This is a genomic window from Bradyrhizobium sp. AZCC 2230 (genome assembly GCF_036924495.1).
Classification (GTDB): domain Bacteria; phylum Pseudomonadota; class Alphaproteobacteria; order Rhizobiales; family Xanthobacteraceae; genus Bradyrhizobium; species Bradyrhizobium rifense.
On sequence record NZ_JAZHRS010000001.1, the window covers coordinates 1,715,489 to 1,741,432 of the forward strand.

The following is a 25,944-nucleotide window of genomic DNA, read 5'->3' on the forward strand; positions in this document are numbered from 1 at the left end:
ATCATCCCGGAATGGTGGGCGAGATCATCTCGGAATGGTGGGCGACATCAAATCGGAACGGTGGGCGAGATCATTCCGGAAAGGTGGGCGACATCGAGCGGAATCAGCACTCCACTCTCTGCCTCGTAACATTCGGCCACCAGACTTGGGCCGGACGCCGCCCCACTGTTTAAAGAAGAAAGCCGTCTGTGTTCTCTCGCACAACCTCTGAACTTCCTCGACCCATTCCAATTTCAATTCACGAGCGCGCGGACCGCTTTCACCTCCAACGATCGCCCAATGAATTTCCGAGAGATTTGCCTGCGCAACGGAGCCGATTAAAGGCTCTAGTGATACAAACCTAACTGCGGCAGGTACTCGCCTCAGATGGTCAAGCCGCCAAAGGACGCGGCTGTCTTCAACGCTGGTCCCGAGCCACACGTTCGGTAACACGCTGAAGCCGGCGCCAGAAAGAACATCAGCCATTCGTTCCGGACGCTTTGTGAGGATCTGATAAGTATGCCTAGGCGTGCTCTCCATCACCTTCCAGACTCTGGCAATGAAGTCTTCCGGTACGCCCTCGTGAAAAAGGTCGGACATTGAGTTCACGAACACTTTTCGCGGCTTGGCCCATGACTTGGGAATTGCGAGAGCGTCGACATCCAGCCGGATTTTTCCCGTCCAAACGCTTCGCCCGCCGCTCTTGCGCGTCAAACCCTTGTACTTCGGGATGCCCATTGCTTCGAGCCTCGCCGCCATACGCATTGCGTAGCAATTAGTACAACCGGCAGTGAGAACAGTGCAGCCCGCGACTGGATTCCAAGTCGCGTCCGTCCACTCGATCGCTGTTTCAGCCATGCCGAACTTCCTGCTTTTTGAGAACTGATACCAACAACTCGTTAAGGCTCAGAGAGCTTTCGCCTTGACTAAGTGAGAACATAATGAGAACATTGTACAAAGTCTAGTTTGGAGCCTTGGTGTGTCAAAGGCGGTATGGGCCATTCCCAAGACTGAGCAGACCGAAGCCGCGGCCGATCAGGCCATACAGGCTTGCGGCGGGGATGCGCGGGAAGCAGTCAAGGCGCTGATTGTCGCGAACGAATTCCTTGAACGGCGCTTAGAGGAGCTTGCTTCTCCCGGCTACGCACGCGGTCGGGTGCTGCCGCGCGATCGGAAGGATTGGTACGATTGACTTTTAGGAGTGAGCAATTAGCGAAGTCTATCCCCACGTTGTACCAGCGTCTTGGATGAAGGAGGCTGGTGTCAGCTTCTATGTGCCGCCCGAGGGACAAGAGGCGTATCGTTGTGAACAGGATCACATTCTTGTCGAACTCACTGCTATCGAGCCGCCGCGGCGAAATCCGGGCTTCGCGCTCGACGAAAACGGATTCCGTCGCGATCGTATGTTGCGAGTGCTGGTAGGCATCAGAGAAGACCACAGCATTCCGCCCATTGAGATTGAAGACGGCGATGCCCCATACGCTTATCGGCTCAGGGACGGCGTTCACCGCTTCTATGCTTCGATCGCTTGTGGTTTCTCTCACTTGCCATGTGATGTCGTGCCAAGGCTTTAGTGCGCCGAAACGTCAAGAACGAAAGCTTGCGAACCTTAAAATCCGATATGGCTCATATCTCCACCCCAACCTTGAGAACCTTCTGCGTTGGATCGAGCCGTAATGGCGCAGCCGGAATAGGCGGTAACGAGCGCGCCACCTGGGCGAGCCTCGGGCCGGCGCCCGGTGCTTGTTCAATCAAAGCGCTCAGCGCTTGTCGGCTCTGCTCAATATAGTCAGTCAACCTAGCGACGAACTCGACCCCAATCCAAATTTCATCCGCGACCCGCTGCAGGGTGACGAGAGGCAAATCGAACAGTAATTCTCCTCGCCTCTTCATAGTTGCTAGCGACAGTAGTTCTGACGAACTAATCCCGCCCAATCGTGAATGCATAAGCAAATTTCGATTTTCGAAGCAGGACCGGAAATATTTTGAGGCGGCTTCTACTCGTTCAGCAATCTCCTCGTCGGCATTACTCTGGGAAAAGTGCTTCAACATCTGCAGTCGCTCCAAATTACTTAGTTCCCAGAAAAAATAGTCAACTGCTGAACTAGGAGCGAATAGCTCGATAAGAAAATAGAAAGACGATTCTAGGAGATTGAAGTTGACCGAAATGGCGCCAATGGCGTGAAGATGCCCCGGCGGGACATCGAGGTGGTGCAGATGTTCGACCTTTGCGCTTTCGCTCTCCACCCGATTGCCTCCCTGTCGAACGAGCGGGCAAAACACACCCATCCCGCTCGATCAACTTTAGCCTAAAGCTCTCGCGTCTGCCTTGCGTTTGTTCGGTGTTGTCCACGTTCAACAGGCGCCTTTCGGTGCGTAGGCCGCGCCCTCGGTCGTCCCACACGCGTGGCCCTCACCCGCTGATCTCCTTGAAAGGCTGTGCAAGCTTCGGCACATAGCCATTCACTTCAGCCACCACATTGCGCAGGCTTTCTATGGCCGCCCCCATCTGCCGTCCCTGCTGTGTATCCTCTATGAGCAATGCCGGCATCCACTTGTCAGCGCAATCGAACGTGTCGACAGGCTGTTTGGATGCAAGCCGATGCCCTCCATTCATCATCACTGGCCTATGTGTCATCCCCACAAGCCGACCAATACGGCTGATAAGCTGCGCTAGTATTTCTCAAAGCTCGGATTGTAATCCTCACTAGCAAATTCGCCGAGCACCGAACGGGCCGTTTTTAGCGCTCTCAAAAATGTTGGCCTCGCAATGTCTTTCAACGAAGAAGTATCGAGCGATAGCTGAACGATCAAACGGAGTAGAACGGCCATCGCTTCTCTAACCAGATCGAGCGTATATTCGTCCGCCCAGAAGGAGCCAAACTCACGCTTACGAACTTCACCTCGCCATCTTGGATTTCGGGCGTAGCCGATTGTCGTCCCCGGCCTGACAATAACGCCGTGAACGATATTGTGCCGAATAACAAAACCAGATCGCGCGGCGGCACTCCACCCTTCCAGTAGCGTCCGCTCATCTCCAATTGCCATGTCGGCCGCAAATCGTTCTAGCATGGCAATCAGTTCAGAGATCATTTTTGCGTCGGTGTCGGGCTTAATCCCATTCGGATCGACGCCACGGAGTTTCCACAAGGCGCGCTCCAAATAATACTCTATACTGCCTGCGAATGTGACGATCGCCGCAACCTTGTGGCCCACCGATGGGGTGAGTCCTAGTTGCGTCTCTAATTGATCGGCTTGGCCGAATCCTAGCATCGCGTCTGTCATCTTCGAGACTATGCCCCCAACGGCGATAATCATCAACATGACCAAGCACACCCGCGTCTGCCCATGCGGCTACCGCGTGAGACTTAGGCACACTATGCGCATGCCAGCAGCGAAGGCAGGTAGCACGACCCAGTGCGAGCGCTAGGGGCTACGGCACGGACTGGCAGGCTCTAAGGGCCTCTCACCCTCACACCGCTTGTACGGGCTGCGGGCGGCCTTGGAAGGCTGGCTACCACCTTGACCATATCGTGGCTCGCAAGGCAGGCGGGACAGATGACGCTGGCAATCTGCACTGGCTGTGTCATCCTTGCCATTCACGGAAGACAACAAGGCTGGACGGAGGGTTCGGGCATCGCGTCCGGTCTGAGCAGGTCCGCTTATCCGGTTAGACCGGAAGTCGTCGCCTCGCCGGGCAAACCGACGCAATTGACCCTGAGGCGACATTGCATGCCTTCAAGCCGGCGCACAGAGATTCTCGAGCGCGGTGCTCGTGCCCGCTCTCTGTGTCGCTCTATGCGACCCGCTTTATGCCGGGCGGCTGCCATGTCCCTTCGCCTGGCGGCAAGATCGACGGTGCTTCGATCTTCGGCCAGTAGAGCCGCATGACAAGATAGATCGTGTCGTTCGGCGCCGGCAACCAATTTGCTTCCTTGTCAGCACCGGGCGACTTGTTCTGGATGTAGAGCGTTAGTGATCCGTCCGCATTTTTTGTCATGTTGGGTAGCATTGGCGAATTGATCAAATAGCGGTTGATCGGATTTTCGATCAGGAGCTGGGACTTGCCGTCATACATTGTCAGCGACCAGAACGCGTTCACCGGTGGCTGCTGCCCCGGTGCGAATGTCAGAGTGTAACTATTCTTGCTGCCGTCGAGCGTCTGACCATCGCTGTCAACGCGCGTGAACGGATAGGTCGCTTCCGCCGGGTCATTACCATAAATGCCGGCCTGAGCGGCGACGGCACGCTTCAACCAGTCGCCATTGTAGTGGGCGCTATCGCCTGGAAGACCGCTAACCCGCCAGCCATTGATCGCCTTGCCGACATTGGCGACGGCCTCGTCGACTTTCCGCTGGCCTTCCTTCATACCGAGGCCGATCTCGAGTTTCTGCTCCAGAGGGAGGTCCTTAAAGCTGAAGGTCTTGTCAGGCCCAACGCCGATGAGTGCCAGCTTAGCGCGTATCTCCTTCTCATTGCCCTGCGCCGGCGCGAATTGCAGCGCGAAGTCGAGATAATCGAAGAAGTTGGTCTTCACGAGTTCCTTATCGATCTTGGGGAAGTCAATGGTTGGCGCGGCCGGGGGCGGCCGCTTCAGATAGGCCGATAGCATCTGCACCTTGTAGCCAGCCTGCACCTTCTTGACGTTGTCGAGATCATCCGCGCCAAAAAGCTGGGTGCGATAGCCTGCGACGGAAAACTGTGTGCTCGAACGAAACACCTGCTTGATGCCCGCCGGGGTGTCGCCCTTCCAGTCGGGCCCGACCACCATGTAGTCGCCGGCTTCGCTCCCTGTGGCACGGGTGCCGATATATCCGTAATTGTAGGTATTGCCGTCGCAGAGCATGACCGAGTAGTAGCGTTTCGGATCGATCGCCGGCACCGAGAGCACCACCGGCTCCGCCCGCAAATCCATCCACACGAAGGAATAGGGCGTGTCGCTATTTGGCGTGACGATTGCCGTATCTTTGTAGGTGAAGACGTTAGGTTCGTTCTTGATCTGATTGAACGGAGCCTTGAACTGCCCAGAACTCCGATCGATCGCATATTCATGCATGACGGCATAGTTCATCACGATAGGCAGGCCGTAGATGAACCCTGCCTCGGCAATATCTTTTGCCTTGAAGAAACCTGGGCGGTCGGCGCTGGTCTGTGAGTACGCGGGGACAGACTTCGCCGTCGATGCAGTGATGGCAGCCAAGGCGGCCGAACGAAGAAGATCGCGCTTAGTAAACATTTTCCGCAGTCCTTCCAGTTCTTAGTGTTCAAGCGCGCATGCGCTGCTCACAGATCGGTTTGAGGAGTTTCGCACCTGCCGCGATGGTTGACAATGCAGAATCGGACAACCTAAGCATGCCCGGAGGTCCGTTGTTGGCCCTCTGCGGACCATACGCGAGAGTCCGCCGATGTCTCTGAGCGGATGCAAAGCGGACACCCCCGGGTGCCACGTAAACTTTCGACATAGGGCCGCCTGACCGCATGGGTCTCAGTTTCGGTATTTGATCGAATTGGGGATTTCAGGCCAGCGCTGGATAGTCAGGCAGCATGCGCCTAGCTTCATCGTGTCCGATGATGCGCTGAAAGTGTTTCAGTTTGGAATCTCCAAATACCTCCGGCCCGCAGAAGATCGCGGTCGCCCAATAGTGGTGCGGATTCATTGTGACGCGCTGCCCATGTGTTTTGACAAAACACGCCGCACGCATTGGATACGCTTCAGGCTGACCGAAGCTGAAAGGTTCGTCGGGATGCTTAAATTCCACGTGTAAGGCGAGAACCTGGTTCTCCCCATTCCGTAAAAAGAAGATCGCATCCGATTCCAGCGCTGTGCTGCCTTCCGGTCGACAGAGGCATTTCCGATCTTTTCCGCACCAATAATTGGCCCAGAACGGTTGTTTAGTTGGCTTCGTTCTCCACCTCACCGCTCGCTGTTCGTCAACCAGGACACTAGACCCAGCAAAGTCGTTTGCCCTTGGTGTACCCACAAGCAGCCAGTCCCTGACGGACTGGGATGCGAACACGCCCGAAGCGATTGCATCGAGATATGGCTGTGCCTTGTAAGAGTAGCCTGCCATTGGTCAGTCCATTAACACACTGAGATATGGAATAACATGAAAGGCCGAAAGCCGTAAATACACGCGCTGCCGGGCGCCCTAGATACGGCCCCACCTGCGCCTACGTGGCTGCCAAAGTTAGCCAAGAAGGAATGGGCGCGGTTGCACCGGTGCTCGTCAAGGCTTTGCAGCCTCGCATCTCACGAATTGTCGACCGTCGAGTCCTATTGCCTTGCAGTGGCGCGCATCCGTGAGTGCGAAGCGGCAATTCAAAAGCAGGGCCTGACCTATGTCAGCCCAACCGGCGAGTCAAAACGAGGACCCGAAACTGTATAGGGCTGGGTCACCAACGCTAAGTCCCCTGCGCTACGTTCACGGTGGTGCCCAGTGTCGACCAAGCGAATACCGGATCGGTGGGCGCGTCGAGTTCGCCATACCAGATCGAACCTCCTTGACCGCCCGACGCGCTCGCGCCGTCCAGGCTGATGCCGTCGGTAGCGCTGGTCGGTGCGGAGCCGAATTTGATGGTCGCCGGATTCACGCCATTCACGATGACGCAAAGATGTTTTCGATCGTTGTTTGCGCCTACCAATGGCGTCGGCGTGGCTGCTGAAACTGCAACGGGAGTTGTTTTAATCGAGATGCCCATTTGAGGGGATAGTCCTATAAGTGTGTGCTAAAAATATTTTGAAGAAGGGTCTTTGCTTGACGCTTCATCGTCCGGCATAGACACCTTGCTTGAATCGGTCGGTGTAGCGCCGAGTTGCCCAAGGCAAATCCGCAGGAGATTGTAGCCAGAAACTGGAAGTTCTTCGCCAACGATAATGCGGCCCTGCATTTCTGCGGCGATCGAAACGAATGCGCGGTGACTCCGGTTGAGCCATGGCAAATCCCTCGCGAACGTATTCCATGCTTCAATCTGGCCCTTCCCCTTCATCCACTTCGGTGGCGAGCCAAGAGGTTGCGTGACCACCGGTTCGCGTCTCAGCTTGTACCGCTTCGGGTCATGAGCGGTTCGGCCGGTGGCCTCCGCCTTCATGAGCGGTGTTCGTGCTCGTGGCATTGATTGTAATCCTTGATTTTGAAAAAGTTTGAATTGCGGGAGTGCGCGTGAAGACCCATGTCGGTGCTGGCCTCCCGTCGATTTCTGGAAAGTCGACCCGCCCCTACCCCATCGAACAACGGGGTTGGTCCGACGAATGCCCGAACGCCGGACCAACCAACCATGCACAACGACGCTACATTAGAAGAAGTGCATGGCGCGCGTCCTTGCGATTAGCCGTTCGTTTTGCTCGCTCTGCAACCTATTGCTTTCGGAGACCGTCATTGGTCGACGCTTCGCCGGCTTTGCATCGCCGTAAGTCTCAACAGCCTGGGCCTTCAGTCTACGCACCGTCCGCGACACTCGATGCAGAATCTGCGCCGCCTTCATGGTTGCTGACCGCGTTCCGGCCACAGGCTTCGGCGTAACTGTTTTGTCGACCACAAACGCATAAGCATTCTCGCCGGCCGCGCCTTCCTTGCAAAGGGAGATTTCCTTTAGCTTGGCACGAGTCACAACGCGGACTCTTTCGCCAGCAATCGTCTCCTTGTGCTCTTCCAGAATATCGGAACCGACCGACATCGAAGAGCGGTTATCCGACTGGCACAGCCTCGCGACAACTGGACCAAGCTTGCAGCTTCCAAGGTCTAAACGAAACTGGACACCATCGTCGTCGATCATAACCTCAAGGGCATCGTCGGTACTCGCGACTTCCAACGCTCCTTCATGATCGATCCATACCCCGACGCGTTTGCCGGCCGTATCGCCAAAGCATCCCGCTCTCAACGCGATCCAATCGCCTTTGTATTTGAACGGAGTATCGAACTTGACTGCCTGTCCGTCTAACGCTTGATCTTCTGTGACATCAAAAATTGCGTTGAAGGCGCCGCCCCTTTCAACGCGGAAAGCACGTGCCTCACTTCGTTCAAGTAGGCGAAGGTCCGCTGAATCAATCTTGATCGTCACTGCGTCAGCACCTTCGGCATGTCAGACTGCGCCAAATAGCCGGCCTCGATGAAATCCTTGATACCGTATACGAACGTTCCTGAGCAATCTCGCGCTGAACCTAGACCACTGATGAATACATACGGTAGCGAGCCGATACCAGCACCGGTGTCCTGAATCTTTTCGAGGAACGAATGATACTCGTGCTGCGCAGTGTGGAGATCAACAAACGCCTGCGCGAACTTCTTTCCGAGGCGGGTCAATTCGGGTCTCACCTGCTCGCAGACCAGCCGCGAAGCGACGGATTTCTCCGTCGCGATCTGGCCATCTAGCTTTCCAAGCGCTGTGTTCAACGTGTTCAGTTCTACAAGCAGTGTTTCGAGACGCTGCATATCAGGCGCGGTGTCCGGAAGAAGCGTTTCGCCCAAAATCGCGCGCACTTTGTTTTCGGCTGCGTTTCCTGCGCTTGGCGCCTCTTGGAGCCGGACGCGAACGGCCGCAGCCTCGGCAACCTTGGCTGTCTTCTGGGCGTGCAAACTAATTCGTTTGGCTTCTAGTTCGGCGCGATGAGGATTTACCTCATTCAAAAGGGGAATTTTCATTGGAATGTAGCGAGCCTCAGATGCAAATTTGAAATGATAGCGCCAATGTCGACCACAACAGCCGCCTCGGCTTTGAACAGTGAATCAAGATCACCGTCTGGTTGGATATTGCGAATGGTTCCGGCGCCGTCAGGCGTAACTAGAAGTACGGTACGCCCGACTGGGAAACATCCGCCGATCGGCCGGCCATACTGGGGCACGTCCGTGAACTTGGAAGCCAGGGCAACGGCGATGTTGGCAGGGACGCCGAGTAAGGAGATTTTGTGAGCAATGGCCAGCTTCACGATGGTGCGCTGACTGAAGCGGCGTGGTTTGCCTCTACCGTCGCCCGGGATGTCCTCTGGCGCGAGGCCGATGACTTTGCGGTCCAGCCAGCGATTGAATGTCTCCTTGGGGATTCCGATTGCCGCTACGGCGGCAGCGCTCTTGTAGTTGCCGCGTGCGGGCATGGGTTGTCCTAATGGTTGAACCTCAGAGGAAGGTCTTGAGGGACGAAAAAGAAGCAGCCCGCGGGTGGCACGGGCTGCGTGAAAGTTGGTCACTTAGAAAAGGAGGAAGAGGTAAGGTCCAAAACGCAACCTCTATTCTTATTGTACAGTGTCACCCATGGGTGGTGTCGACACCGCCAAAGAGCATCATAGACTAGGCCGCCACCTTGATTACCGGGCCGCGGGCCTGATTCCAATACGAGTTCCCTTGCCAACGGAATGGGCCAGGACGAGCGACGCGAGATTGACTCTGCAGCGTTCCAATTAGAGGCCAAACATCGAGAGGTCGCTGATCACTGAGCTCTAAGCGATCGAGGTTCGCATAAAATCGGGATAGGTTACGCAGCGCGGAGCGAATCATTCCCTTCCCGCAGGCGCTCGCACTTGCGCGGTCCATAAATAGCTCATCTTCGCCGACCGCGCGTGCAGTCCAGTTGTCCACAATGACTGATTTTAACACCACGAAGTCATCTCCAAGGACTCGTTCTGCGAGCGCGACCACCTGTCGAGCATACAGTAAACCGATTTGGTCACATTCTCCTTCGGCATTGTCCACGACTGCGCACTCACCCGGCACGTTAGTGTCTTCGAATTCAACGTCGTCGCTTAGGTGCAGACCGATATCACCGGTAAACGATCCGATTTCCTCACCGATGTATTCTTGGGCCAGTTCGCGCCAATCGTTCGCGGCAGAATCGTTCAGCGGCTCACCATTAGAAATGGCGATATGTCGTTTCAACCGTTCCGCATCGAACCAGTGACGCCGATTTTCTGGTTCATTCTTCCCTAGCTCGCCGCGTTGGGCCATTTCTTGCAAATGATATCGGGCATTCCTGTTGTCGTTCGCAGGCTTTGGGCATCGCCCATTGTCTACGACGTTGACCAAACTGCCGCTTGGAAGGGGGCGATCCGGGTTGTAGCTGATTGGGGCTTTTCGTAACGGATTTGATTTCGCCGGAACGGGGCTGCGATATTCCATGCCCCTATGCTCTTCTACATCGGCTGGCACCGAAATTTTAATCCGGGCAGAGCCGACTTCTTCGGTAATCGTTCTCATCTTTTCCAATTCTTCCAATGACAAAATCCCGCTGCCTTTCCGGCATGTCGGGCCATAAAAACTCAAAAATAGGTCGTCGCCCGCCAACGCGTGCGTTCTGCCTCCTTCAATACGTGGCAAAGCCCTCGCCCAAGCGAGGCGCTGTCCGATCGGTTAGCTTGCTGGTGTCCCCGGGGCCGCTAATGGCGGCGAAAATCAGTCAATCAATGTCGATACGTGTAGCCGAATCCGCAGCAAAATTCTAGGCCGGTCGCACTTTCTGGGGCTGCCTCATCCGCACCGACGAAATCAATTGCCTCAGTCTTGTACTGCAAAAGGGTACGAAAATCGACCCCGTTCAAGCTTTTCACTTCGCGACCAGCGACCCACTACCGCGACGGTCGTATGGTGTCCCAAGCCATCATCTGCAATTCGCTGCTTGTAGCCGATCTGCCATCGAAAACGTAGGGTGTTTCCACTTTCAAAATCCACCAAAACCACCGGACATCCGGACAGGTAATAGATACCTGTCCGGACATGTCCGGTAAGATGGTCCCGGACAAAAAAACTCAATGTCCGGACATGTCCGCCGATGTCCGGCTGTCCAGCCAGAACCATTGGCCGGACGAACCGACCGCCTCGCTCTCATTAAGCTCAACGACGGCCCGTCTAAATCGCTTGCTGAGCGTGTCTTCGGCGGCCTTCGGCTCTTTAGCCCACGCATCTGCCAAGAAGCGATTGCGCCAAGCGTCCCGGGTCACGGCCAGAACGCCTTCTGGAAAGCCGGGCGAGCCCGCTGGCGGGCTTTCGCCATCCGCCTCTACAGCCGCCTTGAGAGACTGCAGGGCCTTGGCAGCGTTTCCTTTCAGGTTTGACCCATCAGTTTTGGACGGCGCCGCATCTGCCTGGACGACGACGGGTGCGGTGGTCACGTCGCCGTCCGCATTCGTGCCTAGTTCGACCGAGTCCAGCCGGAACGATGTCACCGGCCCTTCCTCTCCGTCGTTCGCACCCGTGCAAAGCAATGTGAAGACTTTGGACGGTCCCGAGCCATTCACCGAGACGCCGAACGACACGTCAATCGCGCCGTCCAAGTCGATGGCACCCTTTCCCCTGTCGCCCTCCCAGCCGGAATGGTGGATAGCGGCAACGTGCGCCCCGGTGGCCCGGCTCAGCTCATCGACCGACTGGATAAAGCGCTGCATATCTTTGGAAGCGTTTTGATCGCCGCCGCCGAACGTCCGCGTCACCGTGTCAACGATGATTAGATTGCATTTATGCTCGCATTTCGTTTCCAGCGTCTTGATCGTCGCCGCAAGCATCTTTGCGTCTAGCAGTCCACCGGTAAGGTCCAGCTTGCCGCCAACCACGACAAACGGGATTCCACCAAGGCCATGCTTCTTCCGCCACGCCGCAACCCGCCTCTCAGTTAGACCTTTACGCTCGGCAGCGAAGAAGACGACTAGTCCCTGCTTCACGTTGCGTCCGTGCCACTCCCGTCCCGCAGCAATGTGGCAGCCGATGTCACAAAGCAGAACGCTTTTAGCGGTGCCCGGCTTGGCGACGAACAGAGAGAACTCGCCGACGCCGAGGAACCCCTTAACAATGTCTTCCTTCGTCACCGACTCGTTTACATCGTCGAACCAAGTCACGTCGAAACGTGGCCTCAGATCGGCTTTCACTTGATCAGGCAACTGAAGTGTCTTTGGCTTGTTGTCGTTGGCAGCCTTGATCCGTTCAGCTTCGGCAACAATACTAGCAGCCGTCTTTTCAACGAAGTCCGTGCCCTCGTTGAAAACGTCCTTTAGATTGTGCTTCATCACAAATCCCTCGCGAGGTACGCCGTACGTCGCGTGACTTCATCTTCGAAGTAACAGCGTACTGCGAAAGGCGAGTCGTCGATTTCGAAGCGCGACAGTTCCTCATCTTCACCACCGAAGGCCCAGGACCATGCTTCGAGCGCGGTGTAGATATCGTCGCATTCAATAGTCTCGGCGCTGTGCAGTTCCTTGAGTGCCTTGCGGCTGATCGGTTCGATATGACAAACGCCTGTGCATCCTGCCTCTAACCAATCCATCGGATGGGCGTGAAGCCTCACCAATGGCGCTGCGAGATTTTCACGGCCCAGCCACGGAGCACGGCACGTGACGCGATCGAAGGACATTTCGTCGCTGATAACGAGCAAATCAATAAGCTTGCCGTCTTCCACGATCGGAATAGCGAGTTCCGGGGGATGTTTTGGCCCAACGTGGTCGGGCCCGTAAATCACGAACTGATACCGTCCGGTGCCAGGATTCCAAACCGTGCCATACTGAATGAGGGCAATGTGTTGGGGAGCGGTGTCTATCCCATGGTCTGCAAGCCATGTGGCGGCAGTCAAACCATCACCGGCCCTGTCGGAGAATTCTTGCTCGACTTCGTCGGGCAAGGGCAGCGTGTCGTCAAAGTCAGCAATCGATTCCATAAAACGTCTTTCACTAATACTCTCCTCAAAGCATTTTTAAGTTAGTTGGATGGATTCTGTTCGGACAAAATGCCGACTAGAGTTTCTGTAAATGCCGGGAAGGTATTGACGTTATGGAAGCCCACTTTTCTAGCTGCTGCTGATACGGCCTCGCTCCACGTCGGTGATGACCAGTTATAAAACGGCTCTAGCTCCGACCAAGCAATGTCGCTGAGTGTGCTTGTTTCGCTCGCCAACCGACGAAGAGCCTCTGCGGCTCGCCCATTTCTGATGAAATCGGTTGGATATTTTTGCTGAAGCGATCGTCTCCAATTCGCTGTCCGTGTGAGACTACCGCTAAGGCTATCAATGCAATTCTGCTTGTTGCTGCTAATCATTTTCTACTTTTGAATGCCGGATAATTCCGGCTTGGGTTGCTCACGTCAAATGGCCGCCGTGAGCGTGCGGTGTTCTTGTTGAATAGTTACGATTGAGCATCACGTGATGCTGATTGCGCCGCGCAATTGCGGCAGTGATGCAGCGCCCTAGAATGCCGGGGCGTTGCGGGCCGGATACGTAAATCACCGCTTAGAATCAGAGCAGTACGCCTATCCAATCACTCCAGCATTTGTATACTGCGCTAGGGGGTGACAGGCGTGGTTCGAAAATCTGATAATTATCCTTTGGTGTTGATCGGCGGATGCTTGGGCCTTTGGCTGCTCTCGCATGCGATGTGGAGCATAGTTTTTGAAGACTGGCTTAAGCATCAGCTAGAAAGTCGACGCATCGAGCGCAGATTAACTCCGTCGCCCAGCATACACCTATATTCTGGCGGCCTTAGTTCATCTTGCGCCGCAGCTTCTCGATAAGCTCGCGCTGTTCCTTGATATCCGCCTCGACGACCTCGCGCAGTTCTTCCGTACGCTGCTCGTCGGCGGGTTTCTCTGATGGCGGAGCTTGCTTGCTCATGTCTCAATCCATCCGGCATTGACGGGGTAAGGATTGATTCGCCTCAACGAAACCAGTTCCATTTGCGGGCACCTACTCGGGCGACCTTAGCCCGCGGGATGTCAGCCACTCGTTCATGTGCGAGCCAGTCTCGGCTTGGCGGGCCCTGCGAAGGGCGGCATCGCGGACAGGCCCATGGGGTAGCAGTTCGGCTTCTTCGCGAAGGCGTCTAGCTTCTTCGGCAAGCCGTTCTTCGAGGGAGCGGGTTTGCTTCACTCGGCGGCGCTCCGACATGGCTCACTCTCCTTGAGGAGTTTAAAAACGTGTCGGTAACGGCATCGGCGACGTTCGGTTCCTATGTTGAAACTGGGCCACTAAGGTTGGAAACAGGCCAGCACCCTATGAAAACTAGAACACCCGGCGACCGCTCCACCCATCCCAGCCCGGTCCACGCCTGTCTCCGAGATGCCAAACGTGTTTCAACTTGGGGCCGTTTTGCCGCTCGTTAGGTGCTTGGAAAAGTTGAAACTTGCATTGGTTCACCTTTGCTAAGCGCCGGCCTGTCACGCCGGAGGTCGCGGGTTCGAGCCCCGTCTCTCGCGCCATTTTATGGCGGAATATCAATCCCTTAGAGAGACGCCTTAGCGGAACCTGACACGGCGTGTCCGGGGTATGACCTCTGGCTTTTCGGCCCTGTTCGTTCCGCAGCGCCGCGGGTCGACGGGGCCTTTTGGAGCCCTGGCAGACTAGATTTGAGCCTCACCGAGCCCATTACCGGGCCGGTGGACCTCTTTTGCGTTTCATCGTCCGAGCGTGCCGCGCGACCATGCGTGGCTCAGCGACGTGTTCACGGTGGCCGATGTCGCAAGACTGTTCACGAACGTCTGGATACCTCGATCGGAAAGCAGCCGATGTAACCCATCAGGCGATATTTGCTTCGTCGCCAACATCTGCTCGATTTTGAAGTCGTCGTCGACGAACGGCTTGCCGGCCTCCCGGCAGACGACCTTCACCGTACAGGCGACATCGCCGCTGGTCTGAGAGACAGTTTCAGCTTCGCGTTTGACCGCGAGCTCGCTGAGCAGGAACTGATGCTCGAATTCCCGGGCGAACATCACAAGAAGCGGTTCCTGACGATCGGTGGCAACGAAGCGGAGGAGCAACAACGAGACCAGCGCGGCGCGTGTGCCGGTCTCGCCGATCAGGCGAACGAACGGCGAGGTCTTGATCTCTTCGAAGGCGACGCCCACGCCAATGGCAAGCGCGATGATGAGATCGAATTCGGCATTGCCATAGATTTTGTCGCCGAGCCATTGCAACAAGCACGCTCCGAGGCCGATGGGTACGTGCAAGGCCGTAAATTTTGCAGCCTGGCTTCTCGAGAACAGAACCCATGTCAGCCAGGAGAGGAGCGCCGGAGCTGACCATTGGAGATGACCTACGTTCGAAAGCAAGTGCGAGAGGCCATAGTGCCTGCTGGCGAAGATGTTTCTGAAGAAGTCGAGACCGAACAGAAGCCCGCAGAGCGCCGGGCCTGCGGCCGCGGCGGCCGCGCTGACCGCGACGTCAGGGAAAGCAGAGCGGCCGCGCCTGATGAAAAGCCACGCGATCGCCGCCAGCGGGATGGCGATCATGTTGTGCTTCCAGAAACCGGCCAACACCATCAAGAGCAAAGGACCGAGCACTGAGCGGCCGGACTGCTGGCGCGACAGGAACAAGACCAATCCGAGGCCCATGATTGCCTCGCCCGCGAGTTGGGGATCGTTCGCACCCGCATAGGCGGTGAAGTTGTGGGACGTGATCGCGACGTACCAGCAGGCCCCCAACAGGCCTCCCGCCAGTCCTCCCGATAGAAGCCCGACGCAGGCGAATATCTCGACGGCGATCGCGATGACCGCGGTCAGCGAGAGCGCACGACCAATGAACAGATTGTCCGCGCCAAGCATCCTGCCGAGGCCGCCAACCGCATAGAAGGACAATGGCGGGTAATTGTTGACGATCAGCGCATCGGACGGGGGATAGAGCGCTCGACCGGCGCCAGCCGCGTCCTGGAAATAGGCGTTCCATCCCTCGGTGAACCAGATTTCCACCAGGAATTGCGATCGCCAGACAGGGTAGACGAGGAAATAGACCGCAGCAAAAGCCATAGCGCCGAGCAACACCGCGCAAACGCGGCCTTGGGCGAAATCAATTGCGATCCGAACGGCCCCCGCCGCCCCTGCTGCCGTGCTATCGGCCGCATTCGGGTTCACGTCGGCAGTTGAGCATCAACCGCCGCACGCATGCAATCCCCGATTAGCTACGGGAAGACGGTTCTCCCGCGCCTTGCGCTCGTCCGGGGTCGGCAGGCACGCGCGGATTTGCTTGAGAAATCAGGCAAAAACCCCAGTCCTGCTGGCCGGCATAGTCAGTCCCATCCCGAATCGTCTAGGCCTGCGCAACTTGGCAGTTTGGGAGCCCGGCAGGCTTCCGCGCGACACCCGAGGAGGCCAGACATGGCAAAGAAGGATTCGGCGAAGAAGGCAGCTGCTCCAGCCACGATCACGCTCAAGCACCTCGCGGCCGATATCGCGGACAGCCAGGACCTGTCGAAGAGGCACGCCGAGGCCGTCCTGACCGACATGGTCGAGCTGATCACCAGGCACCTGAAGAAGGGCGACCGCGTCCGCATCGTCGGATTGGGCATCCTCCAAGTCCGCAAGCGCGCCGCCCGCACCGGCCGCAATCCCGCCACCGGCGAGGCGATCCACATCAAGGCCAGCAAGAAGGTCGCGTTCCGCCCGGTCAAGGAACTGAAAGAGGCGATCTGACGCTATTTTTCGTTAAGCCTGATCCGCGTCGGTCCGGCCGCAACGCGGCCCGCTTTTCTGGTATACCGGCTGCTACTCCTGACCCGGCGGTTTGACCAGACATGTCCCTGACCTTCGCGCATACCGTGACCGAGCGCTTCCTGCGCTACGTCACCATCGACACCCAGTCCGATCCGAATTCCCCGGCTTCGCCATCGACCGAGAAGCAGAAGGATCTCGGCCGCGTCCTCGTCACCGAGCTGAAGGCCATCGGTATCACCGATGCCCATCTCGACGATTACGGCTACGTCTACGGCACGATCCCGGCCAACACCGACAAGAAGGTGCCGGTGATCTGCTTCTGCTCGCACATGGACACCTCGCCCGACGTCAGCGGCAAGGACGTCAAGCCGCAGATGGTGGAGAACTATCGCGGCGGCGACATCACCTTGCCGGGCGATACGACCCAGGTGATCCGCTTCGCCGAGCACCCCGCGCTGAAGAACCAGATCGGCAACGACATCATCACCACCGACGGCACCACGCTGCTCGGGGCTGACAACAAGGCCGGTGTCGCCGAGATCATGGATGCCGCGTATTTCTTCATCAACAATCCGGATGTGAAGCACGGCACCATCAAGATCCTGTTCACGCCGGACGAAGAGATCGGCCGCGGCGTCGACAATGTCGACATCAAGAAATTGGGTGCCGATTTCGGCTACACCATGGACGGCGAAAGCGCGGGCTCTGTCGAGGACGAAACGTTCTCGGCCGACGGCGCCACCATCACCATCACCGGCGTCAGCGCCCATCCCGGCTATGCCAAGGGCAAGATGGAGCACGCGATCAAGATCGCAGCCGCCATCGTCGAGCGGCTGCCCAAGGAAGGCTGCTCACCTGAAACCACGTCCGGCAAGCAGGGTTTTCTGCATCCGGTCGGCATCGAAGGCGCGCTGGAACAGGCAACCCTCGCCTTCATCGTGCGCGACTTCACCGAGGAAGGATTGAAGGACAAGGAGGTCCTGCTCGAGGACATCGTCAGGGACGTGATGAAGGATTATCCGCGCTCGACCTACAAGTTCGAGGTGCGGGAGCAGTACCGCAACATGAAGCAGGTGATCGACCGTCACCCGCACATCCTCGAATACGCCATCGAGGCGATCCGCCGCGCCGGCTTGCGCCCGATGCGCACCGCGATCCGCGGCGGCACCGACGGCTCGCGCCTCTCCTTCATGGGCCTGCCCTGCCCCAACATCTTTGCCGGCGAGCACGCCTTTCATTCGCGGCTGGAATGGGTGAGCCGGCAGGACATGGAGAAGGCGGTGCAGACGATCGTCCACCTCGCCATGATCTGGGAGGAGAAGGCGTAAGCATTGCCGGCGGGCTCGTCCGAGGGCGACGAGGAATGAAGTCATCGGCTGGGACGACTTGGAGTTCATCACGAATGCAGTTGGAATCGACGCTCACCTGTCCGGAATGCGGCCATCGAATGCACGAGGTCATGCCGACGGATGCCTGCCAGTTCCTTTATGACTGCAAGGGCTGCGGCAAGCGACTGAAACCGAAGGCAGGGGATTGCTGCGTATTCTGCTCGTTCGGATCAGTGCCCTGTCCACCGATCCAGGCCGGCGATTGCTGCTCGTAGATCGCAGGGAACAAGGCCAGCGCGTGCTCCAACTGGAGCGCGCCGGCCACGATGTTCGACAGGCCTGGACGATGTCACGCGACGCCTTCGCGCCGACTATTCGAGTCTGAGGAAGGTACTGAACTGAAAGTTCTGGACCGACTCCCACGGCGTCTTGTGCTGGTGTCGGCGGGTGTCCTTCAGTGTGAACGCGGAACCAAGCAACACGCCGATCGTCTCGGCGCTATGTCGCGTCACCGGCAAGCCGCTGCACTTTTCGGGTCCGTCGAGCGCGAACGTCCCGATGATGGCGTATCCACCGACCTTCAGTCCTTGCCGAAGCCGTTCGGTGTAAGCCGCCTGATCCTCAGGCGCGTTGAGAAAATGGAAAGCCGCCCGGTCGTGCCAGACATCGTACCTCGTCGCCGGACACCACGCGGTGACGTCTGCAACAATCCATTTCACCCGATCGACACCGCGACCAAGTCGCTCGCGCGCCGCCGTGAGCGCCGCGGTCGACAGATCGAGCACCGTGACGTCCTGATATCCCATCGCCAGCAGGGCGTCGACCAGCCGCGATGCACCTCCACCAATATCCACGATCGCGGAGGACTTCGTGGCACCCATGAGAGCGATGAGGTCGAGCGAGGGAGCCGGGGTTTCCTGAAACCAGCTGACCTCGCGCTCGCCCTTGGTCTCATATACGTTTTCCCAATGCGCTCGACGGCTCGAATTGGTCACAGCTTATCCCCCGGGGCTCCCGCGCGAACGAAAGGCCAATTGCAGTCCGGTAACTAGCATTTTTTCCGATGAGCTGTAACCAAAACGGCTGTGTGGGCGAACTTGCTGATAGATGGCGGGCATGACGACCACGGAAACCGAACTCAAGGCACTCATGCTCGCCAGCCAGGATGGCGACGCGGCGGCACACCGCGTGCTGCTTGAGCGACTGAGCCGGCATTTGCGCGCCTATTACAAGGGCAAGCTTGCGAGGATCGGCCGAGGTCCGACGGAAGCCGAAGATCTGGTTCAGGAGGCGGTGCTGGCGATCCACATCCAGCGCCACACCTACGACCCCAACGAGCCGTTCACCCCCTGGGTGCACGCGATCGCGCGCTACAAGCTGATCGATTTCCTGCGACGAAACCGGGCATCGGTTGCCGACGTGCCGATCGACGAAGCCAACGAAGTCACGGCGAATGACGATCACCTCAGCGCCGAGAGCAGCTTTGATCTCAGGCGGTTGCTGAAGCTTCTTCCGGAGAGGATGCAATGCGCAATCGAGGCCGTGAAGCTCGATGGATTGAGCGTAGCTGAAGCGGCACGGCGATGCCGGACTTCGGAATCCGGCGTGAAGGTCAATATTCATCGGGGATTGAAGGCCTTGGCGGCTTTGATCGCACAGAGGGCGCAAACATGAAGACGGACGAGCTGATTACTGCACTCAGTGTGAACGTCGAGCCGGTCAATCGGCGGCTGGTCAACCGCAGCTTAGGCATTGCGCTCGCGACGGGAATAGCTGTCGCGATCGGCATGACGCTTGTTGCACTTGGCCTCCGAGTGGACCTGGCCACGCCGCGCGCCGTCATTTTTCTCTTCCTGAAGCTCGTGTTCGCGATCGGCACGGTAGGTGCGGCGGCGGTCTATTTGGCGCGGCTTGCGCGTCCTGGAGGGGAGCAGCGCATATCCCAAGGTCTCGCCGCGCTGCCATTTGTGGCGATCCTGCTGCTTGCTGCCGTCAGCCTTGGGCAGGCGCCGAGCTCACACTGGGACATGATGGTGATGGGCGACCAATGGCTGGAATGCCTCATCTCGATTCCGATCATCGCGATCGTCCCGTTTGCCGTCGTTATCTGGGCCGTGCGGCAGGCGGCCCCGACCAATCTGGTCCGTGCTGGCGCCTTTAGCGGACTCGTTGCCGGTGGGATGAGCGCGATGGGCTATGCGCTTCACTGCACCGACGACTCGCTGCCCTTTGTCGCGCTCTGGTATGGCGGCACGATCGTGCTCTGCACCCTCGCAGGCGCGATGTTGGGACCGCGGCTGTTGCGATGGTGAAGGCCCGGCTCACGTCAGCGTGAACCTGTAACCGCCGAGAGGCCGGCTCCGAACTCCTCATTAGAAGCGCAATGGATGCGTTTCGGAAAAATGATGGAGCCGGGACTATGTTGACGAAGAGCCTTCTCACAATCGCCGTTCTTGCCGCACTGTCCGCCAGCGCCCAGGCGGGATCGACCATTTCCGACCGGAGCTACTGGCCGAATGAGGCCAGGCAGGGCACACAATCCAATGCGTCGCAGCAGGGGCCGGCCTCAGCCTTCGCCTACGACCGCGCCCCCTCTGCGCAGCCCGCGATGTCGCCGACCGTCGACGCGTCCGGATGGCGCTATCAGGGTGGCCCCAAGTCTCATTAAGAAGTCCCACTAAGAGGGTTAACCACCGGAAAGCCCTGCTCGCCTAGTTGTGAACCGGGGGACTTTCCAGCATTGCCACCATGTGAGAATGTCTCGCCATGATTGCTCGTCGCATCCTCAACCTCCTGCTCGCGGTCTTCGTGACCGCGGGACTGATGGTTGCGCCGCTGGTGGTACCGGCGGCAGCGGGATATCCGATGGCGGGCGACATGCAGATGTCGGATATGCAGGACATGTCAGCCGACATGCCGTGCTGCCCCGATCAGCAGAAAAGCAAGCAATGCCAGGACTGCCCTCTCATTGCGATCTGCATGTTGAAGGTCTTGCAGACTGGACCCGCGATTGCGATGGCAACGCGCAGCCCGCTTGCACTTGAGCTGCTCCGGCCGCTCGATGATATCATTGCTGACGGGCTCACCCGCCCTCCTCCCGACTATCCCCCTCGAACCCTGGTCTGACCGGCGCTCACGCGCCTGACGAAGATGCGCGTCGGAACCGGCGTGCATTGCTGCCTGCCGTCTTGCTGCGCGTCTCTCTGTTGCGCGCGGTCGTGACGGTGCCATCAGACCCATCGAGGAATTGAAATCATGAAGACGTCCAACGTTGCGCGCGCCGTCATGGCCGCGCTGATCGCCATCGCGTTCGCGGGTGCCGCTCGCGCCGAAATCAAGAACTACGAGTTCCAGCTCGTTCAACCGACCGTCACGGCCGGCGCAGACCGCATCGTCACCGTCCGCCTGGTCGACAAGACCACCGGCAAGGCGGTGCCCGGCGCGGTGATCTTTGCGACCCGGCTCGACATGACCCCCGACGGCATGCAGGAGATGGCCACCAAGGTCACTGCGATGCCGGGCACCGAGCCCGGGACCTATCGGTTCAAGGCGACCTTCGGCATGGCCGGCCGCTGGCAACTCTCGCTCGGCGCCAAGGTGCAGGGCGAGACCGGCACGGTCGAGAACAAGCTCGTCGTCACGGCCGAGAAATGACCCGCAACCGCCTTATCGGCGCTGCTGCTGCGATCCTCGCAGCGGCAGGCGCCGGGCTGTTCGCCGGATATCCACATCCGACGGATCGCGCCATCGTATCCGTGGCGAGGGCAGCGGATACGCCCGCCCCGCTCTATTATCAGGAGCCGGACGGCAAGCCATTCTATTCGCTGACCCCGAAGAAGACCGAGGATGGCCGCGACTATCGTGCCGTACCTGCAGGCGCGGACATAAGCTTCGACGGGCCCGACCAGCCCGCGGAGATGGCGGCGGTCGAGCACAAGGGTGATCGCAGGATCAAATATTATCGCAACCCGATGGGGCTGCCCGACACCTCGCCCGCGCCGAAGAAGGACTCGATGGGGATGGATTACATCCCGGTCTACGAGGGCGACGACAGTGACGACGGCTCGGTGAAACTTTCGCCGGGCAAGATCCAGCGCACTGGCGTCAAATCCGAGTCGGCCGAGCTGCGCCGCATCCACACACTGGTCCGCGCGCCCGGCACGATCCAGCTCGACGAGCGCCGCGTCTCGGTCGTCGCGATGCGAGCTGAAAGCTTTGTGCAGAAGGTCGCAGACGTCACCACCGGCAGCCGCGTGACCAAGGGCCAGCCGCTGATGGAGATCTACAGCTCCGCGGTAGCGTCTGCGGCAGCCGAATATCTCGCGACCATCACCTCGAAGACGACGGCCAGCATCGAACCCTATGGTCGCGGTTCGCGGCAGCGCCTGATCAATCTCGACGTTCCCGAGCCCGTCATTGCCGAGATGGAGAAAAGCCACACGGCGCCGGTCACCATCCAATGGTCATCCCCGCGCGACGGAATCGTGCTCCAGCGCAATGCGATCGAGGGCATGCGTGCCCAGCCCGGCGACGTGCTGTTTCGCATCGCCGACATCGCGCTGGTGTGGGCCACCGTCGACGTTGCCGAGCGCGACCTTGGCAGCATCGCCGTCGGCCGGCCCGTGAAAGTGCGAGCACGCAGCTATCCCGGCCGGGAGTTTGAAGGCCGGATCAGTGTCATCTATCCCCAGCTGAACAAGGAAACGCGCACCGCTCGCGTGCGGATCGAGCTCGCCAACGCCGACTCTGCGCTGCTTCCCGACATGTATGTCGATGCCGAGATCGATACCGGCAATCCGGCGTCGGTCGTCGCGGTGACCGAGAGCGCAGTGCTCGACACCGGCAGCCGGCAGGCCGTCCTCATCGACAAGGGCCAGGGCCGTTTCGAACCGCGCGAGGTCAAGCTCGGCAGGCGCGGCGGCGGTTATGTCGAGATACGGGAGGGGCTGGCCGAGGGCGAAGCGGTCGTCACCGCCGCCAATTTCCTGATCGATGCCGAAAGCAATCTGAAGGCCGCCCTGAAGGGCTTTGCCGAATCCTCCGGCGACAAGGCGATGGGAGTCAAGCCATGATCGCGCGCATCATCGCATGGTCGGCGCGCAACCTGCTGCTGGTGCTGTTCGGCACCGGCTTTGCCGCCGCAGCCGGGCTCTACGCGTTGCTGCACTTGCCGCTGGACGCCATTCCGGATCTCTCCGACACCCAGGTCATCGTCTACACCGAGTATCAGGGACAGGCGCCCCAGGTGATCGAAGACCAAGTCACCTATCCCCTCACCACCGCGATGCTGACGGTGCCGAAGTCGAAAGTCGTGCGCGGCTTCTCCTTCTTCGGCGTCTCCTTCGTCTACGTCATCTTCGAGGACGGCACCGACATGTACTGGGCCCGCTCGCGCGTGCTCGAATTCCTCAATGGCGCCGCCGCGCGGTTGCCCGCCGGGGTCACGCCCACGATTGGCCCGGACGCCACCGGCGTCGGCTGGGTCTACCAATATGCGGTGATGTCCAGGGAGCTGAACCTCGCGGAGACGCGGACGATCCAGGACTGGAACCTGAAATTCGCGCTCGCCAAGGCGGAAGGCGTGGCCGAGGTCGCCGGCGTCGGCGGCTTCGTCAGGCAGTACAACGTCATCCTCGATCCGCAGCGCATGCGCGATCTCGGCATCACCATGGCGAAGATGCGCGACGCCATCCGGGCCAGCAATGCCGATGTCGGCGGCCGCACCGTCGAGCTGTCCGAGTTCGAATATGTCATCCGCGGCAAGGGCTATCTCAGGAACATCGACGACCTCGGCAATATCGTGCTGAAGGCCGACAACGGCACGCCGGTCAAGCTGCGCGACGTCGCCCGCGTCGAGCTCGGGCCGGACGAGCGACGCGGCATCACCGAACTCAATGGCGAAGGCGAAGTGGCAAGCGGAATCGTGCTCCAGCGCTTCGGCATGAACGCGCTCGACGTGATCGAGAACGTCAAGAAGCGGTTCAGGGAGATCGCGACCAGCCTGCCCAAATCGGTCGAGATCGTTCCGGTCTACGACCGCTCGAACCTGATCTACGCGGCGATCGACACGCTCCGGCACACGCTGTTCGAGGAGAGCATCGTGGTGGCGCTGGTCTGCATCGTGTTCCTGCTGCATGTCCGCAGCGCGCTCGTCGCCATCCTGATGCTTCCTGTCGGCGTGCTGATGGCTTTCGGGGCGATGAAGCTGCTCGGGATCGGCTCCAACATCATGAGCCTCGGCGGCATCGCGATCGCGATCGGCGCCATGATCGACGCTGCGATCGTCATGATCGAGAACGCGCACAAGCATCTCGAGCGCGCCGAGCCCGGCCGTTCGCGGGTGACGATCCTGATCGAGGCCGCAGCCGAAGTCGGCCCGGCGTTGTTCTTCAGCCTGCTGATCATCACGGTGTCGTTCATGCCGATCTTCACGCTGGAATCGCAGGAGGGCCGGCTGTTCAGCCCGCTCGCCTTCACCAAGACGTTTGCGATGGCTGCAGCGGCGCTGCTGTCGATCACGCTGGTCCCAGCGCTGATGGTGATCTTCGTGCGCGGCAGGATCATTCCGGAGCACAAGAATCCGATCAACCGCGTCCTGATCTGGATCTACCGCCCGGTCATCGCTGCGGTGCTGCGGGCCAGGATCATGGTGATCCTGCTCGCGCTCGGCGTGCTCGCCGTCTCGATCTGGCCCGCGCGTCAGCTCGGCTCCGAGTTCATGCCCAACCTCAACGAAGGCACCCTGCTCTATATGCCGACGACGTTGCCTGGCATTTCCGTGACCAAGGCGGCCGAGCTGATGCAGACCCAGGACCGCATCATCCGCTCGTTCCCCGAGGTCGCTTCGGTCTATGGCAAGGCCGGCCGTGCGGCGACCGCAACCGACCCGGCGCCGTCGGAGATGTTCGAGACCATCGTCAATCTCAAGCCGAAGGAAGAGTGGCGCGCGGGCGTGACGGTCGACAGCCTGATCGCCGAGATGGACAAGGCGCTCCAGTTTCCCGGCGTTTCCAATGCCTGGACCATGCCGATCAAGGCGCGCATCGACATGCTTTCGACCGGCATCCGCACACCCGTTGGCGTCAAGGTCATGGGCACCGATCTCGCCGGGATCGACAAGCTTGCAAAGCAGGTCGAGCAAGTCCTGAAGGCCGTGCCGGGTACTTCCTCGGCCTATGCCGAGCGAGGCCTCGGCGGCTACTACCTCGAGATCACGCCGGACCGCGAGGCGCTGTCACGCTACGGCATCATGATCCAGGATGTGCAGGACACGATCGCGACCGCGCTCGGCGGCCAGACCGTGACCACGACCGTGGAAGGCCGGCAGCGCTTCACCGTCAACATGCGTTATCCCCGCGACCTCCGCGACAATCCCAAGGCGATCACCAGCGACATCCTGGTACCGATGCCGGGTGGAGGCGCCGTCCCCCTCGGCGAGGTCGCAAGCGTGACGCCGGCGCGCGGGCCAACCTCGATCCGGACCGAGAACGGGCAGCTCGCCACCTACATCTATGTCGACATCCGCGACCGCGATCTCGGGGGCTACGTTGCGGACGCGCAACGCGCGGTGCAGGCAAGCATTCAGTTCCCACCGGGCTACTATGTGGTCTGGAGCGGACAGTACGAATATCTGGAGCGTGCGACCGCACGGCTGAAGATCGTGGTGCCGGTGACGCTGCTGATCATTTTCCTGCTGCTCTACCTCAACTTCCGCTCGGTCACGGAGACCATGATCGTGATGCTGTCCCTGCCCTTCGCTCTCGTCGGCGGGCTGTGGCTGATGTGGTGGCTCGGCTTCAACCTGTCGGTCGCGGTGGCCGTCGGCTTCATCGCGCTCGCTGGTGTCGCGGCAGAGACCGGCGTGGTGATGCTGATCTATCTCAACCAGGCTCTCGCTGAAGCCAGGGCGAGCAGCGCACGCACCGGCCGCGATCTCAACCGCGACGATCTCGACGCCGCCATCATGGAAGGCGCCGTCGAACGCGTCCGTCCGAAGATGATGACGGTGGTTGCGATCATGGCCGGCCTGCTGCCGATCATGTGGAGCAGCGGAACGGGGTCTGAGATCATGCAGCGTATCGCCGTCCCCATGATCGGCGGCATGATCTCCTCGACGCTGCTGACGCTGATCGTGATCCCCGCGATCTTCGGGCTCGTGAAGGGGTTTGCGCCGGGGGTAACCGGGAATGCTATCGTGCCAAGGCAAGTTCCGGGGGCTGCGGAATGAGCTCGCAGTCCCCGCGAATTGGCCT

30 protein-coding genes and 1 pseudogene are annotated in these 25,944 nt (G+C 59.2%); 14 read left to right on the plus strand and 17 right to left on the minus strand.

From position 1 onward, the window contains the following. Positions 1-24: 24 nt before the first annotated feature. Entirely contained in the window at positions 25-837 is an 813-nt protein-coding gene (locus tag V1280_RS08295) for a DUF5131 family protein (protein WP_334521555.1), read from the minus strand. 121 nt (positions 838-958) lie between these two features. On the opposite strand from V1280_RS08295, the gene V1280_RS08300 reads away from it, so the two are divergent. Continuing rightward, a complete protein-coding gene (locus tag V1280_RS08300) occupies positions 959-1,171 on the plus strand; it encodes a hypothetical protein (protein WP_334521557.1) in 213 nt (70 codons plus the stop codon). A 55-nt stretch (positions 1,172-1,226) separates the two neighbouring features. Further along, entirely contained in the window at positions 1,227-1,553 is a 327-nt protein-coding gene (locus tag V1280_RS08305) for a hypothetical protein (protein WP_334521560.1), read from the plus strand. 52 nt (positions 1,554-1,605) lie between these two features. Here V1280_RS08305 and V1280_RS08310 read toward each other — a convergent pair whose 3' ends face one another. From V1280_RS08310 to V1280_RS08320, 3 genes are all read right to left on the minus strand, one after another. Continuing rightward, positions 1,606-2,226 (minus strand): hypothetical protein, encoded by a 621-nt coding sequence (locus V1280_RS08310; RefSeq protein WP_334521563.1) that lies wholly within the window; start codon positions 2,224-2,226, stop codon positions 1,606-1,608. 166 nt (positions 2,227-2,392) lie between these two features. After that, positions 2,393-2,530: a hypothetical protein gene (locus V1280_RS08315; RefSeq protein WP_334521566.1), complete on the minus strand. Its 138-nt coding sequence runs from the start codon at positions 2,528-2,530 to the stop codon at positions 2,393-2,395. Between the two features lie 122 nt (positions 2,531-2,652). Further along, positions 2,653-3,303: a hypothetical protein gene (locus V1280_RS08320; protein WP_334521568.1), complete on the minus strand. Its 651-nt coding sequence runs from the start codon at positions 3,301-3,303 to the stop codon at positions 2,653-2,655. A gap of 170 nt (positions 3,304-3,473) precedes the next feature. On the opposite strand from V1280_RS08320, the pseudogene V1280_RS46720 reads away from it, so the two are divergent. After that, positions 3,474-3,653, plus strand: a pseudogene (locus V1280_RS46720) (HNH endonuclease); the annotation flags it as partial. A 122-nt stretch (positions 3,654-3,775) separates the two neighbouring features. On the opposite strand, the gene V1280_RS08325 reads toward V1280_RS46720, so the two are convergent. Then, positions 3,776-5,215 (minus strand): DUF1254 domain-containing protein, encoded by a 1,440-nt coding sequence (locus V1280_RS08325; RefSeq protein WP_334521570.1) that lies wholly within the window; start codon positions 5,213-5,215, stop codon positions 3,776-3,778. Positions 5,216-5,495: 280 nt separating this feature from the next. Next, entirely contained in the window at positions 5,496-6,050 is a 555-nt protein-coding gene (locus V1280_RS08330; protein WP_334521573.1) for a hypothetical protein, read from the minus strand. Between the two features lie 108 nt (positions 6,051-6,158). Between V1280_RS08330 and V1280_RS46725 the strand changes: the two genes are divergently transcribed. Beyond that, positions 6,159-6,365 (plus strand): P27 family phage terminase small subunit, encoded by a 207-nt coding sequence (locus V1280_RS46725; protein WP_442895221.1) that lies wholly within the window; start codon positions 6,159-6,161, stop codon positions 6,363-6,365. 16 nt (positions 6,366-6,381) lie between these two features. Here the strand turns inward: V1280_RS46725 and V1280_RS08335 are convergent, their stop codons facing one another. The 10 genes from V1280_RS08335 to V1280_RS08380 all read right to left on the minus strand — a co-directional run bounded on the left by V1280_RS08335 (position 6,382) and on the right by V1280_RS08380 (position 15,680). Beyond that, on the minus strand, positions 6,382-6,678 hold the full coding sequence (locus V1280_RS08335) for a hypothetical protein (protein ID WP_334521576.1): 297 nt from the start codon (positions 6,676-6,678) through the stop codon (positions 6,382-6,384). Between the two features lie 27 nt (positions 6,679-6,705). Beyond that, on the minus strand, positions 6,706-7,068 hold the full coding sequence (locus V1280_RS08340) for a hypothetical protein (RefSeq protein WP_334521579.1): 363 nt from the start codon (positions 7,066-7,068) through the stop codon (positions 6,706-6,708). Positions 7,069-7,272: 204 nt separating this feature from the next. Continuing rightward, positions 7,273-8,037, minus strand: a complete 765-nt coding sequence (locus tag V1280_RS08345) for an HK97 family phage prohead protease (protein ID WP_334521582.1) — start codon at positions 8,035-8,037, stop codon at positions 7,273-7,275. Beyond that, the gene (locus tag V1280_RS08350; protein ID WP_334521585.1) at positions 8,034-8,618 is read right to left on the minus strand and encodes a hypothetical protein; all 585 of its coding nucleotides are present in this window, start codon (positions 8,616-8,618) and stop codon (positions 8,034-8,036) included. Before V1280_RS08350 ends, V1280_RS08345 begins: the two co-directional genes overlap by 4 nt. After that, a complete protein-coding gene (locus V1280_RS08355; protein WP_334521588.1) occupies positions 8,615-9,067 on the minus strand; it encodes a hypothetical protein in 453 nt (150 codons plus the stop codon). Before V1280_RS08355 ends, V1280_RS08350 begins: the two co-directional genes overlap by 4 nt. 193 nt (positions 9,068-9,260) lie before the next feature. Continuing rightward, entirely contained in the window at positions 9,261-10,250 is a 990-nt protein-coding gene (locus V1280_RS08360; RefSeq protein ID WP_334521590.1) for a hypothetical protein, read from the minus strand. Between the two features lie 461 nt (positions 10,251-10,711). Next, positions 10,712-11,962: an AAA family ATPase gene (locus V1280_RS08365; RefSeq protein WP_334521593.1), complete on the minus strand. Its 1,251-nt coding sequence runs from the start codon at positions 11,960-11,962 to the stop codon at positions 10,712-10,714. Further along, positions 11,962-12,606 carry a hypothetical protein gene (locus V1280_RS08370; protein WP_334521596.1) on the minus strand — a complete coding sequence of 215 codons (645 nt, stop codon included), beginning with the start codon at positions 12,604-12,606 and terminating at the stop codon, positions 11,962-11,964. The genes V1280_RS08365 and V1280_RS08370 overlap by 1 nt, the downstream gene beginning before the upstream one ends. A gap of 816 nt (positions 12,607-13,422) precedes the next feature. Next, entirely contained in the window at positions 13,423-13,554 is a 132-nt protein-coding gene (locus V1280_RS08375) for a hypothetical protein (protein ID WP_334521598.1), read from the minus strand. Between the two features lie 779 nt (positions 13,555-14,333). Next, complete coding sequence (locus V1280_RS08380; protein WP_334521601.1) at positions 14,334-15,680, minus strand: hypothetical protein; 1,347 nt, start codon at positions 15,678-15,680, stop codon at positions 14,334-14,336. A 348-nt stretch (positions 15,681-16,028) separates the two neighbouring features. Between V1280_RS08380 and V1280_RS08385 the strand changes: the two genes are divergently transcribed. The 3 genes from V1280_RS08385 to V1280_RS08395 all read left to right on the plus strand — a co-directional run bounded on the left by V1280_RS08385 (position 16,029) and on the right by V1280_RS08395 (position 17,967). Continuing rightward, complete coding sequence (locus V1280_RS08385; protein WP_334521604.1) at positions 16,029-16,343, plus strand: HU family DNA-binding protein; 315 nt, start codon at positions 16,029-16,031, stop codon at positions 16,341-16,343. A gap of 101 nt (positions 16,344-16,444) precedes the next feature. After that, positions 16,445-17,692, plus strand: a complete 1,248-nt coding sequence (pepT, locus tag V1280_RS08390) for a peptidase T (RefSeq protein ID WP_334521607.1) — start codon at positions 16,445-16,447, stop codon at positions 17,690-17,692. 74 nt (positions 17,693-17,766) lie between these two features. Further along, positions 17,767-17,967 carry a GDCCVxC domain-containing (seleno)protein gene (locus V1280_RS08395; RefSeq protein WP_334521610.1) on the plus strand — a complete coding sequence of 67 codons (201 nt, stop codon included), beginning with the start codon at positions 17,767-17,769 and terminating at the stop codon, positions 17,965-17,967. Positions 17,968-18,063: 96 nt separating this feature from the next. Here V1280_RS08395 and V1280_RS08400 read toward each other — a convergent pair whose 3' ends face one another. Then, positions 18,064-18,687, minus strand: a complete 624-nt coding sequence (locus tag V1280_RS08400; protein ID WP_334521613.1) for a class I SAM-dependent methyltransferase — start codon at positions 18,685-18,687, stop codon at positions 18,064-18,066. 121 nt (positions 18,688-18,808) lie between these two features. Here V1280_RS08400 and V1280_RS08405 point away from each other — a divergent pair, with 121 nt between their 5' ends. The 7 genes from V1280_RS08405 to V1280_RS08435 all read left to right on the plus strand — a co-directional run bounded on the left by V1280_RS08405 (position 18,809) and on the right by V1280_RS08435 (position 25,919). Further along, on the plus strand, positions 18,809-19,366 hold the full coding sequence (locus V1280_RS08405; protein ID WP_334521616.1) for a sigma-70 family RNA polymerase sigma factor: 558 nt from the start codon (positions 18,809-18,811) through the stop codon (positions 19,364-19,366). Then, a complete protein-coding gene (locus V1280_RS08410) occupies positions 19,363-20,004 on the plus strand; it encodes a DUF1109 domain-containing protein (protein WP_334521619.1) in 642 nt (213 codons plus the stop codon). The genes V1280_RS08405 and V1280_RS08410 overlap by 4 nt, the downstream gene beginning before the upstream one ends. Before the next feature lie 107 nt (positions 20,005-20,111). Further along, the gene (locus V1280_RS08415) at positions 20,112-20,360 is read left to right on the plus strand and encodes a hypothetical protein (protein ID WP_334521621.1); all 249 of its coding nucleotides are present in this window, start codon (positions 20,112-20,114) and stop codon (positions 20,358-20,360) included. A 98-nt stretch (positions 20,361-20,458) separates the two neighbouring features. Next, positions 20,459-20,818 carry a hypothetical protein gene (locus V1280_RS08420; protein ID WP_334521623.1) on the plus strand — a complete coding sequence of 120 codons (360 nt, stop codon included), beginning with the start codon at positions 20,459-20,461 and terminating at the stop codon, positions 20,816-20,818. Between the two features lie 129 nt (positions 20,819-20,947). Next, positions 20,948-21,346: a FixH family protein gene (locus tag V1280_RS08425; RefSeq protein ID WP_334521626.1), complete on the plus strand. Its 399-nt coding sequence runs from the start codon at positions 20,948-20,950 to the stop codon at positions 21,344-21,346. Continuing rightward, positions 21,343-22,764 (plus strand): efflux RND transporter periplasmic adaptor subunit, encoded by a 1,422-nt coding sequence (locus V1280_RS08430; RefSeq protein WP_334521628.1) that lies wholly within the window; start codon positions 21,343-21,345, stop codon positions 22,762-22,764. The genes V1280_RS08425 and V1280_RS08430 overlap by 4 nt, the downstream gene beginning before the upstream one ends. Beyond that, a complete protein-coding gene (locus V1280_RS08435; RefSeq protein ID WP_334521631.1) occupies positions 22,761-25,919 on the plus strand; it encodes an efflux RND transporter permease subunit in 3,159 nt (1,052 codons plus the stop codon). Before V1280_RS08430 ends, V1280_RS08435 begins: the two co-directional genes overlap by 4 nt. Positions 25,920-25,944 lie beyond the last annotated feature (25 nt).